14 protein-coding genes are annotated in these 17,580 nt (G+C 29.0%); 3 read left to right on the forward strand and 11 right to left on the reverse strand.

The window, feature by feature from the left end; all coding sequences use genetic code 11:
- Window positions 1–327: 327 nt before the first annotated feature.
- Entirely contained in the window at window positions 328–726 is a 399-nt protein-coding gene (locus PXD04_RS14915; RefSeq protein WP_323735618.1) for a transcriptional regulator, read from the reverse strand.
- 145 nt (window positions 727–871) lie between these two features.
- Window positions 872–1,288, reverse strand: coding sequence for a hypothetical protein (locus PXD04_RS14920; RefSeq protein ID WP_323735619.1), 417 nt, complete (start codon window positions 1,286–1,288; stop codon window positions 872–874).
- Between the two features lie 143 nt (window positions 1,289–1,431).
- Between PXD04_RS14920 and PXD04_RS14925 the strand changes: the two genes are divergently transcribed.
- Both PXD04_RS14925 and pheT read left to right on the forward strand, forming a co-directional pair.
- Window positions 1,432–1,785 (forward strand): hypothetical protein, encoded by a 354-nt coding sequence (locus tag PXD04_RS14925; protein ID WP_323735620.1) that lies wholly within the window; start codon window positions 1,432–1,434, stop codon window positions 1,783–1,785.
- A 66-nt stretch (window positions 1,786–1,851) separates the two neighbouring features.
- Window positions 1,852–3,531, forward strand: a complete 1,680-nt coding sequence (pheT, locus tag PXD04_RS14930; protein ID WP_323735621.1) for a phenylalanine--tRNA ligase subunit beta — start codon at window positions 1,852–1,854, stop codon at window positions 3,529–3,531.
- 416 nt (window positions 3,532–3,947) lie between these two features.
- On the opposite strand, the gene PXD04_RS14935 is transcribed toward pheT, so the two are convergent.
- The 4 genes from PXD04_RS14935 to PXD04_RS14950 all read right to left on the reverse strand — a co-directional run bounded on the left by PXD04_RS14935 (window position 3,948) and on the right by PXD04_RS14950 (window position 5,054).
- Entirely contained in the window at window positions 3,948–4,175 is a 228-nt protein-coding gene (locus PXD04_RS14935; protein WP_323735622.1) for a hypothetical protein, read from the reverse strand.
- A gap of 101 nt (window positions 4,176–4,276) precedes the next feature.
- Window positions 4,277–4,420 carry a hypothetical protein gene (locus PXD04_RS14940; protein ID WP_323735623.1) on the reverse strand — a complete coding sequence of 48 codons (144 nt, stop codon included), beginning with the start codon at window positions 4,418–4,420 and terminating at the stop codon, window positions 4,277–4,279.
- A gap of 236 nt (window positions 4,421–4,656) precedes the next feature.
- A complete protein-coding gene (locus PXD04_RS14945) occupies window positions 4,657–4,782 on the reverse strand; it encodes a hypothetical protein (protein WP_323735624.1) in 126 nt (41 codons plus the stop codon).
- A gap of 65 nt (window positions 4,783–4,847) precedes the next feature.
- Window positions 4,848–5,054: a hypothetical protein gene (locus PXD04_RS14950; RefSeq protein ID WP_323737454.1), complete on the reverse strand. Its 207-nt coding sequence runs from the start codon at window positions 5,052–5,054 to the stop codon at window positions 4,848–4,850.
- A 565-nt stretch (window positions 5,055–5,619) separates the two neighbouring features.
- Between PXD04_RS14950 and PXD04_RS14955 the strand changes: the two genes are divergently transcribed.
- The gene (locus PXD04_RS14955; RefSeq protein WP_323735625.1) at window positions 5,620–7,056 is read left to right on the forward strand and encodes a hypothetical protein; all 1,437 of its coding nucleotides are present in this window, start codon (window positions 5,620–5,622) and stop codon (window positions 7,054–7,056) included.
- 328 nt (window positions 7,057–7,384) lie between these two features.
- On the opposite strand, the gene PXD04_RS14960 is transcribed toward PXD04_RS14955, so the two are convergent.
- From PXD04_RS14960 to glmS, 5 genes are all read right to left on the reverse strand, one after another.
- Window positions 7,385–9,481: an Ig-like domain-containing protein gene (locus tag PXD04_RS14960; RefSeq protein WP_323735626.1), complete on the reverse strand. Its 2,097-nt coding sequence runs from the start codon at window positions 9,479–9,481 to the stop codon at window positions 7,385–7,387.
- Window positions 9,482–9,537: 56 nt separating this feature from the next.
- Window positions 9,538–11,640: a hypothetical protein gene (locus PXD04_RS14965; RefSeq protein WP_323735627.1), complete on the reverse strand. Its 2,103-nt coding sequence runs from the start codon at window positions 11,638–11,640 to the stop codon at window positions 9,538–9,540.
- A gap of 1,358 nt (window positions 11,641–12,998) precedes the next feature.
- Complete coding sequence (locus tag PXD04_RS14970) at window positions 12,999–14,369, reverse strand: carboxypeptidase-like regulatory domain-containing protein (protein WP_323735628.1); 1,371 nt, start codon at window positions 14,367–14,369, stop codon at window positions 12,999–13,001.
- Between the two features lie 158 nt (window positions 14,370–14,527).
- Window positions 14,528–15,532, reverse strand: coding sequence for a glycosyltransferase family 2 protein (locus PXD04_RS14975; protein ID WP_323735629.1), 1,005 nt, complete (start codon window positions 15,530–15,532; stop codon window positions 14,528–14,530).
- Window positions 15,533–15,722: 190 nt separating this feature from the next.
- Window positions 15,723–17,495, reverse strand: coding sequence for a glutamine--fructose-6-phosphate transaminase (isomerizing) (gene glmS, locus PXD04_RS14980; protein ID WP_323735630.1), 1,773 nt, complete (start codon window positions 17,493–17,495; stop codon window positions 15,723–15,725).
- Window positions 17,496–17,580 lie beyond the last annotated feature (85 nt).

A 17,580-nucleotide genomic window follows, 5' to 3' on the forward strand; every position in this document is an offset into this window, starting at 1 on the left:
TTATATTATTCTAAATTAATTCTATCTAAAACTACTTTTGTATATTAATCTATATTATTTTTATGTTTGGTTTAATGTATATTGAGGATTTTGTTAATAAAAAAAAATTATACAATTTTATAATCTTTTAAAAGTTAATAAACATTTAATCCGATTAAAATTATAATTTGTAGTTGCATACTCCTTTTTATATACAACTTTGGAAAATAAGGGGTAAATTGTCAATTAAAAGATTTATAGTATAATAAAATAAATTTTGATTTCATATTTTAATAAAGTTTTGGTATATTTATTCAAAAAGATATTTGTTGGGGGTTAATTTTTATTTTAGTCGTGTAGTTCTGTTATGCTTAGTCCAGATTTGCTGCCCATACAGACATTGCAGTATTCGGGTATGTGTACTTTTTCCTTGTGTAGTTGACAGAGTACTTCCTGTGTTTTTATTGTTTTACAGATGTGACAGAATTTTGGTATGAGGTCTATTGGTTGTAGGTCTCCAGTGGTCATGTCTTTTGCCATATTTTTTATATATTGTTCTACCACTGGATCGAAGTCTATTTCATGGCCTCTTTTGTCACTGATGTACTGGCTTACTGCCGGTTGTGTTATGTCTAATAGTTTGGATATGTCTTTCTGTTTCATTCCCAGTTTAAGCAGTTCCTTTGCTAGTTTTGATCTTATGGATGGTATTACATACCATACTACTATTTCACATGGTGGTTTCATTGACTCATTTCTCCTTTTTATTATTCATTCCTCGTGTTTTTGTGGTTAATGCTTTACTTCTTCCTTTATGTTTTATTGTTTGTTTTTTATCACTATATAATATTTTCACAATGTTAATATTTTCATCTAAAAAAAATATGACGGATTATTTTTTAAGGTTACATACAATTTCATCCATTATTAAACGCTTGTTCTCATCAAACTTACTGTCCAACTTAACATTAGTATAACTAGAACTTTTCTCAACACGCATCATAGAATCATCCAATGACTCCAACAACTTCATATTTTCATCAAAACCATTATTCATATGATGTTGTATACTAATCATAGCATCCAATATCTTATCAGTATCATTAACCAATTCATTCTCTTCATAAAGAGAATATAACCTGTCCTGCTTAGCATCTAACCTTAATAATAATTCCTTAACTTCGCCACGTAAAATGTCATTATCTTTTTCAAGCATTTCACACTTATCATTCAAACGTGCACATTCACTCTTATAATGAGTATAACGTCCACTAAGAGATAAAATCTTATCAAAAAATTCATCTAACATAATAATATACCAACATATCTTATATAATGATATATGTAACAAAAAATATTTAAACATTAAATTTAACATATAAAAAAGATAAAAATAAAACTAGTATAAATGAGAATCAATAAAAAAATTTAAGAATGGATGGTGTAAAAATAATGAATCTCGAATGGTTTTATATAGCAATAGTACTAGCATGTTCCGACATGCTACATGGAATAATATGGCACACATTCAGTGACTTCTACATAATACTCGGAGAAATAATACACAACAATGTCAAATCACCATTCATTACATGGATAATACATGAAATACTAGAAGCAATATTCCACTTCATAATACTATCACTAGTATTCCAATCACTAACAATAGGAATACTCGCAGGAACAATACACTTCCTAATCGACGTATTCCACAACTACTTCGAAATAGAAATGAACAGCATACAACACAGATCACTACACTTCGTAATAGAATCAATATTCTTCATGATAATATTATCACTATAACCCCCCACACTAAATAATGCTAATAGATAAATTAACAAAAAAAAATAATAGGAAAAATATGATAACATGCCCGTAATAAATTTCACATACAAAGAATTATACAAACAACTAGGAAAAACACTAGAAAACGAAGAACTAATCAACACACTACCAATGATATCAAGTGATGTTGAAGGATACACAGACACGGAAGTAAAAGCAGAATTCTTCCCAAACAGGCCAGACTACTACAGCATAGAAGGAATAGTAAGATCACTAAAAGGATACTACGAAATAGAAACAGGAATACCAGAATACACAATAAAACAAACACAAGAAACAATAACAGTAGACCCAAAACTAAAACAAATAAGACCATACGTAGCAACATGCCTAATCAAAGGAATAACAATAAACGAAGAAGAACTAAAAAACCTCATGGAATTCCAGGAACACCTACACTGGGTAATAGGAAGAGACAGAAAAAAAGTAGCAATAGGAATACACGACCTAGACAAAGTAGAAGGACCATTCCAATACAAAGCAGGAAACCCAGACAAAGACAAATTCATACCACTAGAAACAACAGAAGAACAAACCCTAAAACAAATACTCCAAGAACACGACAAAGGAAAAAAATACGCACACCTACTAGAAGACAAAGAATACTACCCACTAATAGTAGACGCAAAAAACAGAATAATGAGCATGCCACCAATAATAAACAGTGAACACACAAAACTAACCACCAAAACCACAAACCTCTTCATAGATGTAACAGGAACAGACCAAAACGCAGTAACAAACACAGTAAACATCATAGCAAGCAACCTCGCAGAACACAAAGGAGTCACAATCGAAGAAATGACAGTACAATACACAGACCAGGAAAACCAGAAATACCCACAACTAAAACCACAAGAAATAGACGTACACGTATCCACAGCAACACAATACATAGGACTAAACCTAACCGCAGATGAAATAATAAAAACACTAGAAAAAACCAGATTCAAAGCAGAAAAAATAGATGAAGAAACAGTACACGTAACAGTACCAAGATACAGGATAGACATACTACACGAAGTAGACATAATAGAAAACATAGCACTAGGATACGGATTCAACGACCTACCAGCAGAACTACCAACATTCTCAACAATAGCAAACCCAGACCCAAAAAGAGAATTCGACAAAATACTAGAACAAATAATGATAGGACTAGGATTCACAGAAATCAAAAGCCTAATGCTAACAAGCCAAGAACAACACTACACCAAACTAGGACGAGAAATAACAGACCAACCAGTAACAGTAGCCAGCCCAATCACCCAAGACAGGACAATGATAAGACAAACACTAATAAACAGCCTACTAGAATTCCTACAAGACAACAAACACGAAGAACTACCACAAAAAATCTTCGAAATCGGAGACGTAGCAATAATAGACCAAACACGAGAAACAAAAATGAAAACAATCAAAAAACTAGCAGCAGCAGAAATATCATCCAACGCAAACCTAACCACAATAAAATCATACATGGAATCAATAATACAAAACCTAGGATTCAACATGAAACTAGAAGACAACGACGACCCAGTATTCATAAAAGGAAGAAGCGCAAAAATAACAGTCGAAAAACAAGACCCAAAAACACCATTTACACTACAAGGATACTTCGGAGAAGTACACCCACAAGTACTCACAAACTTCGAACTAGAATACCCAACAATACTCTTCGAACTAGAATTCATAGAAGAATAAAAACTCCTAAACTACTTAACCACCATTTTCACATTTTCTCTATGAGATCCTTTTTTTTTAAATTGGAAGAGAGTGTGCAACAATTATTGTGTTTTAGGAAAATGGTTATGGGCAATTTAATTCAATTTTAGTTTTATATTCTATTTTTTTAATTTAGATTTATTGTCTTTTTATTGTTTGTTTGTTCTTTTTGTTCTATGTTGTCTATTTTTACTATGTTTTGTGTTAGGGACATGGTGTTTGTTGTATTTTTGCGTTGTTTAGGCCCAGTATGTGATATTTTGGCATTCTCTTTTTGTATTGTGCTTGCCCTGTTGGTGTTTCGAATTTATAAGCTAGTAGTTCTTTGGCATCACTTGTGAATCTGTTATTACTTTACCTGTCATCTTGTTGGTTAAGTAGATCTTTTTGGATGATCATTTGTTATATTCATTAGTGTAATCGAGTATTCTGTCTGTGTATTTTCCAGGGTAAATTTGTTTTACGTCTAGTATTTTGTTTTCTGGACAGCTGTATGCGTAGTTTTCTTCGTCTTTTATCATGTTGTGTTTTCTGTATCCGTCTTTTTTGTTAGTGTTGGTTTTTCTTTGGCTGTTTCGTCTTAGACAATCTTTTTGTTTTTCTGTTTGTTCTTTATTTGGCATTAATTTTGAGTATTTTCCTTCTTCATAGATATCGTGTACTGTTTGATTGGTTTGTATCCATATCGGCTAGTATATCTATGTTTTGCATTATTTATTCTGATTCATTGTTTGTTAGGTTTAGGGTGTTTGTAGTTTTGTTTGTTGTATCTGGTTTGTGTTATTCCTTCTTTGTTGGGATTTTTACGTGCTTCAAGATCGGTATAATTAATGGTATTTTTCCACTCTTTTCTAGTTCTGTTTTGCATTTTTCTAGTTTTTTTTATATTGTTTGTATTCTGTTTTTGGGTGTTCTATGGCTTGTTTTAGTATTTGTTTTTCACAGAAGTTTAAATCATTTTCATCAATGAGTTCATACATTTTTTTTCGTCAAATTTGTTCTCATCATGCTTCATACTGTTTTTCATTGGTTTATTACTGTACTTATCTAATGTTTGTTGTTTTTTGTCTATTTATTCTTGTGATTCTTCGTGTTTTATTTTCTTTATTGTTTTTGGTATTTCATTTGGTTTAACTTTGATATTAGTGCTTCTTTTATTTGTTCCTTTTTATCGTTTGCATTTTGTACTATTTTGTTTTCTTGGTTTTCTAAAGCTTTATTTTCTTCCATATCAGTAATAATGCCTTTATGACTATATGTAAAAGTTTTAGTACGTCTTCCTTGCTTAAATTATTCTATTTATTGTCATATGCTCGTGTTTTACTTCCATCAATGCTGATACTGTCTAAATCAATTAAATTTTTGTTATGTCCATAATTGATTGTTTCAAGAAAAATTTTTTCTATAATCTCCTTGTGTTCGCGTTTAAAAGCTGCTATAATGCTGAAAACAGGGGTTTGAAATCCGGCCAAATACATAAACACAATATTCTCACGAACAATACGTTCAACTTACGACTACTATGAATAGAATAAATAGTATCCCAGATAATGATATGAACCAACATGGCCGCAGGAAAAGCCTTCTGACCAGGAGTATCCACATACTTAAAATCAATCTCATTAAAAGCCACACAATTCACAAGTTTTTCAATAAAAAAACATACATGATCATCAGGAATCATAGTTCGTATATTTTTAAGTAACGAAAATGTCTGACCAATACTATTTTCTTGTAAAACCATAAATAACAAAACTATTAGGTACTATCTAATAATCATGGGGATGAATTTTTCTTGTTTTCTTAAAATTTTTGATAGAATAAATTAGTTTTATTTTTTGTTGATTAAATGAGTGTTGTTATTTAATTAAAAGTAGTTATGTTCTTATATGTTTGTTTAAATTGGTGATTATTTGTTTTATTTTTTGTACTGTGTTATATGTACTGTTTTAGTTAATATCTGATATTTATCAACTTGTTTATTTGTATGGATTTTGTTCTGTTTTGTATTTCTAATTTTAAGTTTGTATAAGTCTATAAATAGTGGTAAGAGTAATATATATTATTATGAAGTCGAATAAAACTCTTACCAATAATATATTAGATTTAACTTGTCTTAAAGATATCGTTTCTGGTGATATTGATGAAATTATTTTTCCTGATTGTTTATCTCCTGATTTTTTATTAATCTTTAAAATGATGGGTTTACTTGATTTTAAGGTTACTTATGTTCTTACTGATGAAGTATGTGGTGATTGTGGTTGTAAATTACATTCTAAGGGTTATCATACTCGTAAACCTAATGGCATTCCTGTTAGTGTTAAGGATTATTCCTGTCCAGAATGTGGTAATCGTATTGTAACTAATTTTAATGAATTTATTGATAATTATTCTGTTTATACTTCTACTGTTAAAGAGTGGGGTGTTAAATTATCCGAGATTGGTGAAGAATCATATGAAAAGAAGTCTGAATTGTTTGAAGCACTTTTTGATATACATTTACCAAAATCTACGGTTTTTTATCATGAAAATAATACTGCAGATTCATACCTTGAAGAAAAAGAAAAACAGGTAGAACAACAAGTAGAAAAAGAAAATCTTAAAGATAGTGGCAAATATCACTATGATGAGCAATTTCCATCACAAAATGGAGAATATATGTCACGGTTAATGATTATTGATGCAAATACCCAATATCCTTATGAAGATTTTCTGGAATATGCAACACTATTTGACACGGAAATTATTGAAAAATATTTCCACCAAATACTGGACGACATACCACATGAAATAATGATAACCGACGGATATTCAGCTTATCCTCCTATAATAGAAGAATTTAACATGATACAACAAAGATGCGTCTTTCACATGATGTACAACGTAGGAATGGAAGTATATCCAGTTATCCGAAGAATCACACGTAAAAACAATGGAAAATACCATAAATTAGAAGAAATCAACGAAAAAATACATAAAAAACTAGAAAAATACAAACCACACATGGGACCAATAACAGATAAAAAACAGAAAAAACTACACAATGACATCAAAACACTAGAAAAAGAAATCAAAAACATAAAAAAACAAATAAAACACAACAAAAAACAGATCAAAGAACTAAACAACTACCTTGAAAGAATATCCAACATATTCAAAGCAGAAAACATAAAACTAGCAAAAGGACGCCTATCACACTTAACCAACAATATACAGTTTTTACCAGATTCAGTAGCAACTAGCATCAAAAGAATTAAAAATAACTTCAACGAACTAACACAATACCTAAACAACGAAGCAATACCAAAAACCAACAACATAATAGAATTATACTTCAAAACAACACTTCCACGTCAACTAAAAAGAAGATACAGAACAATACGAGGACTAAAGAGAAGACTTAAAAGTGCAAGAATACGATGGATCCACAGAAACGTACTACAAAACAAAAAACCCATCAACAACTTCTTCAAAATCAATCCCAAAAAACCAACATTCCCATAGATTCTGAACAGTGCCACTATTAAATTCAATTCATTATATAATGTATTTATACAATTTTATATATAAATATACCTAAAAAATATTAGTAATAATTAAAATAAAATTAAATACAGGAAATATATAAAAAACTAAATAAAATCAATAAATTATAATAAAAATAGAAATATTTAAAGTATAAAAAAATTAGTTATATCTGAGAGTTATTGCACATCCTCTGAAAATTATATGTTCAAGCCGTATGTCTTGAAAGGGACACGTACGATTAATATGAGAATAGGTGAGGGGAACATTTTAAAAAAAGTAGGTGGAATAAATAAATATTTACTCCCTATTTAACTTTAAAAATAGTCTTAGCAGTAGTTTTTTTATAGTTAGTACTACCGACAAATGTTACTGTTACCGTATTAGTGCCTTTGGTGATTGTTTTATAATTGTATGTGTAAACACCCTGTTTATTTGTTTTAACAAGCGCTGTTTTCTTGTTGATTTTAATTTTCACTAGACTGTTAATGACTGGTGACTTGAAGCTATCGGTTAATTTACCTGTTATTTTTACTTTTTTGCCCTTGGTTTTTGTGCTTATCTTGTTTACTGTTAGTTTGGTTGCACGTGCTACTGTTTTGAATGTAGTTTTCTTTGTTACTGCTTTGTAGTATTTATTGCCTGCATATGTAACAGTTACATTATTGATTCCTACCTTATTAGCCACTACTTTGACTGTGTATACTCCTTTGTTACTGGTTTTAGCTGTGTATGTTTTCGTGTTTATTTTTACCTTGATTGTAGCATTTTTGATTATGATTCCGTTTGTGTCTTTGAGTTTTCCTATTATTGTAATATTTTCCTTGTATATTTTTTGTTTAAGTGCTGGTAAGGTAATATTTGTATTTTTTTTAACATTAAATGTTGTTTTTACGGAGGTTGGTGCATTATTTGAATCTCCGCAGTATACTGCGGTTATGTTATTTAATCCTGTTTTTGTAGTTTTGTATGTGAAGTTATATGTGCCCTTATTTATTTTGGTTGTATATATTTGATTATTGATTAATAATTTAACAGTTCCATTTTGGATTGACTTATTGTTATTGCTTGCTTTACCTTTTATTTGGATATTTTTTCCAAAATCTATGTTTGGAATATTTTCTATGGTTATTTTTGATTTTTTTGTAAAGTCATATTTTTTCTTAGTGGTTGATGTCATATATTTTTTTGTTTCACCGGAGATAAGCTCAATTACATAATAATTAGATTTTTGACTCCAATTATTTAACTCTTTGTAGGGTATTGTTATAATGAACTCACCATTTTTATCAGGTGTTATATTAACTTCTTTTTCTATATCTAGAACATCCTCATTTTCAATTCCCATATCTAAATTTTGGTATACTCTTACTTTTGTGATGTTTTGATTTGTCACTGTTTTATTATATTTATCTCGTATTTGTCCTATGCATACTAGATTATCATTTTTTGATTGTGTAGCTGAAACATTATTGTATGGATATATTTTAATAGTAGTTTCTATAGCACTAGAAACAAAAAATTGATAATAAATACTATATGTTTCCATATATTTTTTTGTTCCATTATAATATGCTTCTAATTCATAGTTTCCTCGTCTAAATGGTGTTATTGTTAATGTGTATACTCCGTTTTTGTCTGTTTTAACACTGTAATATTCTTCATAAGAATCTGGATAATCATAATATTTCAAGGTTAGTTCTATTGTTTGATTTGCTATTCCCCATCCATTGTCTGCTACTCGTAAACTTCCTTTGATTTTTATTGGTTCATTATCCATGTATCGAGTTTTTTCTTTGACTATTTTTATTTCAGTGTTGAATGTTGTTATTGCTAACTTGGTTTTGTTTGTTGAGGAGTAATATAAATTATTACCTTTAAATGAAGCGTTTATATGAAAATTCATATCATCATATTTTTTTAACCATATATCATAGACTCGCATATTAAGATCGAATCGTCCATTTTTATCCGTTGTTAAATCATAGTTTATTTCGTCTACAGTTAGGGTTATTGTTTCATTTGATATTGGATTTTCATCAATTTCTTTTAAGTACCCGTATATTTTATAATCTTCCATATATGCTGCTTTATTTTTATTTAATAAAAGAGATATGGCTGTCTTTTTTTTAGTTGTGTTTGTTGTATTTGAACTATTATTATCCTCTTTTTTTACAGAATTATCTCTTTTATTTTTGTTTATTTTCTTTTCTTGTATGTTGTTTTTCATTTTTTGTTTTGTTGTTGTAATGTTCTTTTCGATTGGTACTATTTTTTCTTTTGATATCGTGTTTGTTTTACCATCATCAGATACTTCAGTTGCATTAACTATACCTATTAGTAGTAGTATGATTATGAAAAGTAGTATCACACATTTAATTTTCTTATTTATCATTTTAATCATCTTTTTTCCTGAGTTCTTTGATTATAATTATTTAAAATAAATTATTGGTTCCTTAATTATTTTACTTTAAATGATGTTTTAATACTACTTTTCTTGTAATTAGTTGTTGCCTGGTAGGTTACTGTTATATTTTTGATTCCTTTGGTGGTTGTTTTGTAATTGAAAGTGTATATTCCTTTGTTATTTGTTTTTACTGTCATGGTTTTAGTGTTAATTTTTATTTTCACTTTACCTGTCTTTATCAGTGTTCCAAGATTATCTGTTAGTTTACCTGTTATCTTTACTGTTTTACCTTTAGTTGTAGTAGATATCTTATTAACGGTTAGTTTGGTTGCACGTGCTACTGTTTTAAATGTGGTCTTCTTTGTAACTGATTTGTAATAATTGTTTCCAGTATATGTTACTGTTACATTATTTGTTCCTACTTTATTAGCTACTATTCGGACTGTGTAGACACCTTTACTGTTTGTTTTAGTTGTGTATGTTTTCGTGTTTATTTTTACCTTGATTGTAGCATTTTTGATTATGATTCCGTTTGCGTCTTTTAGTTTTCCTGTTATTGTAATGTTTTCTTTGTATGTTTTTTGTTTTAATGTAGGGAGGGAGATATTAGTTGGCAATGTTATATTCTTATCTGTGACATTGAATGTGGTTTTTACACTTGTTGGTCCATTAATTGAATCACCACAATAAACTACAGTCACATCATATAAATCAACATTATTGGCAGTATAAGTGTAACTGTATGTTCCATCAATTACTTTGGTTGAAGCTAGGAATCCCCCAATATTTAATTTAATTAATCCATTCTTTATTGGCTTATTATTTCTAGTTACTTTACCTGTAATTAATACTTTACCGTGTTGTCTTATTGTTGAAATATTGTTAACAGTTAAGTCAGTCTTCTGTTTTATATAAAAATCCTTTGTTTTGGCAGTTATGTTATAACCATAATGATAATATGAATTAGTTAGTCCTACAGTATAATGGGATATTTTATGATTTGAAGCAAATTTATTTTTTGGAACTATTATCATAAATTCATTACTATCACCAGAATAGTAAGGTTTAACAGTATATTTAAGAGTAAATCCTTTAAATGTAGAATTATTAGTAGGATGTCCTTTAATAATTACGTTGGTAATGGTTATATCAGTGATATTATTGTTATATTCATCAAATATTCTTCCTATACAGATGAGATTATCATTTTTTCCAATACCTCCAGTACTACTATTGAATGGATAAAGATCTATGAAAACATTTGTATCATTAGATACAATAAAAAAATTTTCAGGGGTAATCGTTTCATAATACTTTTTTGTTCCATTAAACTTAACAGCACACCAATAATTATTTTCATATTTTGGCGTTATATTGCATGTGAATGCTCCATTTTTGTCTGTTTTAACATAATAATTAACATAATCCGGATACTCTGGATTATCAACTCTCCAGATTATTTCAATAGTTTGATTTGCTATTCCCCATCCATTATGTTTTACTCGTAAACTACCTTTAATTATTATTGATTCACCTAAATCATAACTGGTTTTATCATGAACTATTTTGATAACTGTTTCATAGGTTGTTAATAGGAATTTAGTGTTATTCATAGATGAGTAATAATATTCATTTCCTTTGAATGATGCATTGATTTTAAAATACATGTCTGTGAAATTTTTAAGACTTATATCATAAACATAGTAATTTTTAGAAAAATACCCATTCGTATCTGTCTGTGCATTATACTTAAATGAATCAACGTTTAAGTTAATTGTTTCATTACTAATTGGATTTCCCTTATTATCCTTTAAGTATCCAAATATTTTTACTTTATCCGCATATCCTGCTTTATTATTATCTAAAAAGAGGGATAATGTAGTCTTTTTTTTAGAATTATTTTTTAAATTTGTTGTGTTATTCTCCTTTTTTGTCTTATTAATTTCTTTATTTTTGTTTACTTTCGTTTTTTTCTGTTCTTTGGTTACATTATGATTGCACGTTTTTGTAACTGTTTTCTCAGTTGATACTACTTTTTTATATTCTATTTTATGTGTATTAGTATCATCAGATACTTCTGTTGCATTTACCACACTTATTAGTAGTAATATTAATGTGAGAAATAAGAACATTATTTTAATGTATTTATTTGTCATTTGAATCATTTTCCTAATGATAATAAGTGTATAATAATATTATTTGTTTAAATAATATTTAAACCTATAACAAAAATGATAACTATTGGGCTTCTGGAAAATCAACTTATTTGACATTTGTCCTTTTTTTATTATTTGTATAGTTTAGATACTTTTCTTAGAACTAATACAAATTATTTGAAGTTATTTTTATAAATATGGGTTATTTATCGTAATATTTAGATATACCTTTGTCATATATAGTATTGAAGATAGTGTGATTCAGGGGTTTAATTTCGATGAACAAGACATTGGTATATGGTGTATAAAATATTTAATATTATTGGTTCTCGGTTAACCTGTATTATTCTATCTAGAAATGGCTTTAAAAGAATTAAAAGATTCAAAACTGCATTAAAAACTATTTTTTATTTCATACTTTGAAAATAGTATTTTTTTGCACTGTTAATGAATTATTTAATAAATCTAAGTTGTAGAATGTTTAAATTTTGAAATGTTATTAACTGCCGTGAAGTATATGGAGAAATATCTGGTTGTAGTAACAATAATCTTCAAAATGCAGTTAATGTATTCTTAAAAAGATTAATAAAAGTTATAAAGTAAAAATATGACTTAAATTGTGGATGCATCTGCTGCTGATTTAGATGTTAATTTTAGATTTAGGAAAATCACTAAAAAGTCAATTGAAAACAAAGACTATAAATGGGCGGAACATCTTTTGGTTGGTATATTGGCTTTAAAATTACTCTTGTAATTTTTTGATACCAAAATTCTTGTATTGTTCTTATTAAGTAGTGGTTCATCTCATGATACTAAAATGGTACTATTAATACTAAAAGAATTAAAAAGAAGAATTAAAATTGGAGATAAAATACTATTTGATATCGCATCCATGCATAAAGCACATCATTAATTGTGCTATTATTTGGTCTAATCATACATTAGTGTATTGATACAAAAAATGACTTCCAAATGTTTTTGAAAGTAAATATTTATAAAATCCTAAACGTATTTATTTATATTAAGGGTTTGTATTTTATCTCTATTTGTGTAAATCCCTAAAAAATTCAATATGCTCTCATTAAGTTTTCATTACTTATTCCTTCAAGGATGAAAAACATAAAAATAACACAAAGCATTGATACAAGTTAATGTAAAGACTATTTTTCTAATTTTTAAACATGTCTAATCATTTAATAAAAACATAAACCATAATATAATCAAATCAATTATAAAACAACCAAATAAAACAAGATAAAAACAAATAAAACAAAAGACACAACCACACAAAAAAATATAAAAAAACATAAAACAAAAAAAGAAAAACAATAGATAAAAAAATAAAAAAGATGATAAGACTAATAATACGCATAAATATTATGCCATGAATTCGTCAAAGCATCCCACTCATAACCTGAATTCCATAAATCAGTCTCACGTTGAGTCATACGACGATACTTAACAACAACCTTAAACGGTGTATAACCATTAATCAAGTCATGACCCATCCAAATACCATTACCATCATCAAACTTCCTAGAAATAACATTACCATTACTATTCTTGAAATAAAATGTAGCACCAACAATCATATTATCTGCAGGATCACCATAATCTCCATAATAATCTAACACTCTAACATAAACACCAGAAGAAAACTCACCACTATAAATCTGATACCAAGAATAAAACTCATCATTACCAATATATTTAAACTGATCCATATATAATGTCATAGTTTTATAAGGAGACTTAACCTTAAATGTTTTACTCACACTCTTTCCCACATAATACTTATTACCAGAAAAAGAAACACTCACACTATTACTACCAACTTTTTCTGCCTTAAATGAATAAGAATAAACACCATTACTACTAGTTTTAACAATATGTTTAACACCATTAACTTTAACAACCACACTAGCAGATTTTAAAGGATTACCCTTAGCATCAACCAGACGACCACTAACCTTAACACCAGATCCCTTATTCACAGTATTAATATTATTACAAGTAATCTTGGTAGACTGACGAGAAACAGTAAAATAAAGATACGAACTAGTCCAGGTATACTTACTATTACCCTTAAACAATACTTTCACAGTATTCTTGCCCATCTTATTAGCTTTAACCTTCCTGACAAAGTATCCATTACCGTCAGTCTTAGCAGTATAATTCTTACCATTAACCCTCACAGTCAACAATGTATTTCTTAAATAATGGCCACGACCATCACTAAAAAATCCACTTATACTAGCAACTTCACCATACTTTAAATCAGGAACACCATCCAAATAAATGTAAGTACTCTTCTTATTTGGAACATTAAAACTAGTCACAGCACTACTAGCATAATACTTGCCATTACCCTTAAAACTTACCTTAACAGTATACTTACCACTCTTAGTAACCATATATTCACCAATATAATCACCATAATAAGTAGTAGTTTCATAATCCTCACCATTAACATCCAAAGTCACACGAGCATTATCAATACTTTTACCATTAACATCACTCAAATGACCATAAACAAGAATATCAGAATCCATACCAACATCAGGAATATTATTAACAGTTAATCTAGTCTTAACCTTCCCTGAAGCACTTTTAACTGATTTACTCTTATCTTTAACAACTAAATTACTATCACTAGAAGAAGAACTAACAAGACTGTCAGACTTCTTAACAATTTCTGTATTATTATCAGAAACTTCAACAGCAGACAAAACACCCACAAGAAGCATTAACAATACAAAAAATAAAGATATCTTAAAAAAATTCTTCATAAAAAATCAACTCAATTACTAATAAAAATATATAACACAAAACAACTATATTAAACTAAGCAAAATTACCAAACAACGAACAAGGAAAAAAGAAAAATTTAAAAATATAAAAATTCCTCAAAACTCTCAGAAAAAACAAGCCTATCAAAAAATAACTTATTCTCAGACCATAAACACTCAACAAAATCATCAAACAAACCATACACAGAGAAAAACTTATCCAATTTAGCCTTAGCCCTCAAAAAATACTCTTCCTTATAATCATCACCAACAAGACGATAACGATTACGCAACTTAAACAACAAACGATTCAACAAAAACTCCTTAAAGTGATTATACAAACCATTATCAATGAACACCTTCAAAATATCCTCAACAACCAATATGGTATCAAGCTCAACATCACCCCTCAAATTAGTAATAGAACCACTTCTTACACGACGATTATAAAAATATTCATCCAACAAGAAAATCTTATCAGCAGCACAAAACGCCCTATAAAAGAAAGGATTATCCTCATGAGTCAAACACTCAGAAAACCGGGCACCACAATCCACAATAGAAGATCTTAAATACAATTTATTAACAGGACCAACAAAAATCTCAAACAATTCATCCTCATGAATGTCATCAAAATTAAACAATGAATTATTCAAACGATCTAAACAAGGAATACTAAAATAATCATTCTTATAAAAACGATTAGATGAATCATCAAAATTCAAACCCTTAAACATAACCATATCTGTATGATACTCTTCAGCACATTTAAATAGTTTATCTAAACAATTAACATCCAACCAATCATCACCATCAACGAACATAATATACTTTCCTCTAGCATATTCTATTCCCCTATTACGAGAAATACCTGGACCAACATTATGCTCATTTTCAAATAACCTGATTCTATAATCTTTTTTCATAAAATATTCAATTAAACACTTAGTTGAATCACTAGAACAATCGTCAATAATAATAACTTCAAAATTAGTGAAAGATTGACTTAAAATGCTGGTTAAACATTCGGATAAATAATTCTCAATATTATAAGTAGGAATGATAATAGAAATTAATATTTTGGAGTTCTGAGATACATTCATATTTTCACTGTCATTTTTTTAGATAATGATATTATTTAGTTTGAAAAATATAAACATATATAATTTTAAAAATAAACAGACTTTATTCAAATAAAAAGAATTATCAAATTAAATTGATAATTCTTATACAATATGAAATATAATGAATCTGATTCATTAATAATATATTTATATTTCTTTCTATAAATATTTATACTACTGTAACTGATTTTGCTAAATTTTTAGGTTTGTCTGGGTCTATTTTCTTTTCTATACTAGTATAATATGATAATAACTGTAAGTCTATAATATATATGAGTGGTGCTATTATTTCATCTATTCCTGGGTTGAATAATATTTTGTTTTCTATCTGATTTATTTGTGTGTCCTCTTCTGATCCGAGAATAATCATATTTGCTCCTCTAGCTTTAATCTCCTGTAGGTTATTGTAGGTTTTAGGATAACTTGGACCTGGCGGTAAAATTCCCACAACAGGTATTCCCTCATCAATTAATGCCAATGGACCATGTTTTAGTTCTCCTGAAGGATATCCCTCTGCATGAATATATGTAATTTCCTTGAGTTTTAATGCACCTTCTAAAGCTGTTGGATAGTTAAACCCTCTACCAATATAGAAAAAATCACTCGCGGATTTATATTTCTTCGCAATATTTTTAATATTTTCCTCGTGTTTTAAAGAATTTAAAGAATAATCATGTAATTTACTTAACTTATCAATTAACCAGGTATCATCACTTAAATGAGCTACTAAGAGGTAGATGCATATTAGTTGGCTTAGGTATGTTTTTGTTGCTGCTACTCCTATTTCTGGTCCTGCTCTTGTGTATATTACGTGGTCTGCTTCTCGTGTTATGCTACTTCCTACTACGTTTACTATTGCCAGGGTTTCTGATACTTTTTTGGCGGTTTTTAGTGCTTTTAGTGTGTCTGCTGTTTCTCCGCTTTGTGTTATGAATATTACTAGTGTGTGGTCGTCTAGTGTGTTTTGGAAGTATTCGAATTCGCTTGCTAGTATTACTTCTGTTGGTATGTGTAGTTGTGTTTCTATGAGGTATTCTCCTATGAGTGATGCGTGGTAGCTTGTTCCGCATGCTACGAAGCATATTCTGTTGAAGTTTTTGAATTTAGATACTATTTCTTTTATTTTTGGTGATTCTGATAGTGTGTCTTTTATTACTTGTGGTTCTTCGTTTATTTCTTTTAGCATGAAGTGTGGGTATCCTCCTTTTTCTGCCATTTCTGGGTTCCAGTCTATTGTCACTACTTCTTTTTTTATTGGTTCTAGTTGGTTGTTCATTACTGTTACGTTGTCTTTTTCTAGTTGTATGATTTCGTTGTCGTCTAGGTATATTACTTGTCTTGTTTCGTTTAGTATTGCTGGTACGTCTGATGCTAGGAAGTTTCCGTCCTCTGATACTCCTACGATTAGTGGGCTTTCTTTTCTTGCTCCTATTATTTTGTCTGGTTCGTCTATGCTTATTGCTGCTAGTGCGTATGATCCTATTAGTTTGTTTATTGTTTTTTGTGTGGCGTGTAATAGGTCGTTTCCTTGTTTTGTGTATTTTTCTATGAGGTGTGGTATTACTTCTGTGTCTGTTTCTGATTTGAATGTGTGTCCTTCTTTTTCTAGTTCTTCTCTTAGTTCTTTGTAGTTTTCTATGATTCCGTTGTGTACTACGCTTATCTTGTTGTCACAGCTGTTATGTGGGTGTGCGTTTTCTTTTGTTGGGTTTCCGTGTGTTGCCCATCTTACGTGTGCTATTCCTATGTTTCCGTCTATTTCTGTTAAGTGTATCTGGTCGTCTACTTCTTTTATTTTTCCACTACCCTTTTTAACGTTTATTTTGTCTGTTAGGGTAGCTATTCCTACTGAATCGTATCCTCTGTATTCTAATTTCTTGATTGATTCGATTATGGTTGGCGCTACTTCTTTATTAAGTATACATCCTACAATTCCACACATGTTATCACTCTTAATTGCTAAGTTTAAGTTGATAGTTCTTTTTCATTATTTTTTTTACATATTAAATATTACTATGTTTAAAAAG

This window comes from Methanosphaera sp. ISO3-F5, from assembly GCF_034480035.2.
Classification (GTDB): Archaea; Methanobacteriota; Methanobacteria; order Methanobacteriales; family Methanobacteriaceae; genus Methanosphaera.

Coding starts and splice junctions, on each gene's coding strand:
- PXD04_RS14915 (WP_323735618.1), bottom strand. CDS start 726: ATGAAACCACCATGTGAAATAGTAGTATGGTATGTAATACCATCCATA.
- PXD04_RS14920 (WP_323735619.1), bottom strand. CDS start 1,288: ATGTTAGATGAATTTTTTGATAAGATTTTATCTCTTAGTGGACGTTAT.
- PXD04_RS14925 (WP_323735620.1), top strand. CDS start 1,432: ATGAATCTCGAATGGTTTTATATAGCAATAGTACTAGCATGTTCCGAC.
- pheT (WP_323735621.1), top strand. CDS start 1,852: ATGCCCGTAATAAATTTCACATACAAAGAATTATACAAACAACTAGGA.
- PXD04_RS14935 (WP_323735622.1), bottom strand. CDS start 4,175: ATGCCAAATAAAGAACAAACAGAAAAACAAAAAGATTGTCTAAGACGA.
- PXD04_RS14940 (WP_323735623.1), bottom strand. CDS start 4,420: ATGCAAAACAGAACTAGAAAAGAGTGGAAAAATACCATTAATTATACC.
- PXD04_RS14945 (WP_323735624.1), bottom strand. CDS start 4,782: ATGGAAGAAAATAAAGCTTTAGAAAACCAAGAAAACAAAATAGTACAA.
- PXD04_RS14955 (WP_323735625.1), top strand. CDS start 5,620: ATGAAGTCGAATAAAACTCTTACCAATAATATATTAGATTTAACTTGT.
- PXD04_RS14960 (WP_323735626.1), bottom strand. CDS start 9,481: ATGATTAAAATGATAAATAAGAAAATTAAATGTGTGATACTACTTTTC.
- PXD04_RS14965 (WP_323735627.1), bottom strand. CDS start 11,640: ATGACAAATAAATACATTAAAATAATGTTCTTATTTCTCACATTAATA.
- PXD04_RS14975 (WP_323735629.1), bottom strand. CDS start 15,532: ATGAATGTATCTCAGAACTCCAAAATATTAATTTCTATTATCATTCCT.
- glmS (WP_323735630.1), bottom strand. CDS start 17,495: ATGTGTGGAATTGTAGGATGTATACTTAATAAAGAAGTAGCGCCAACC.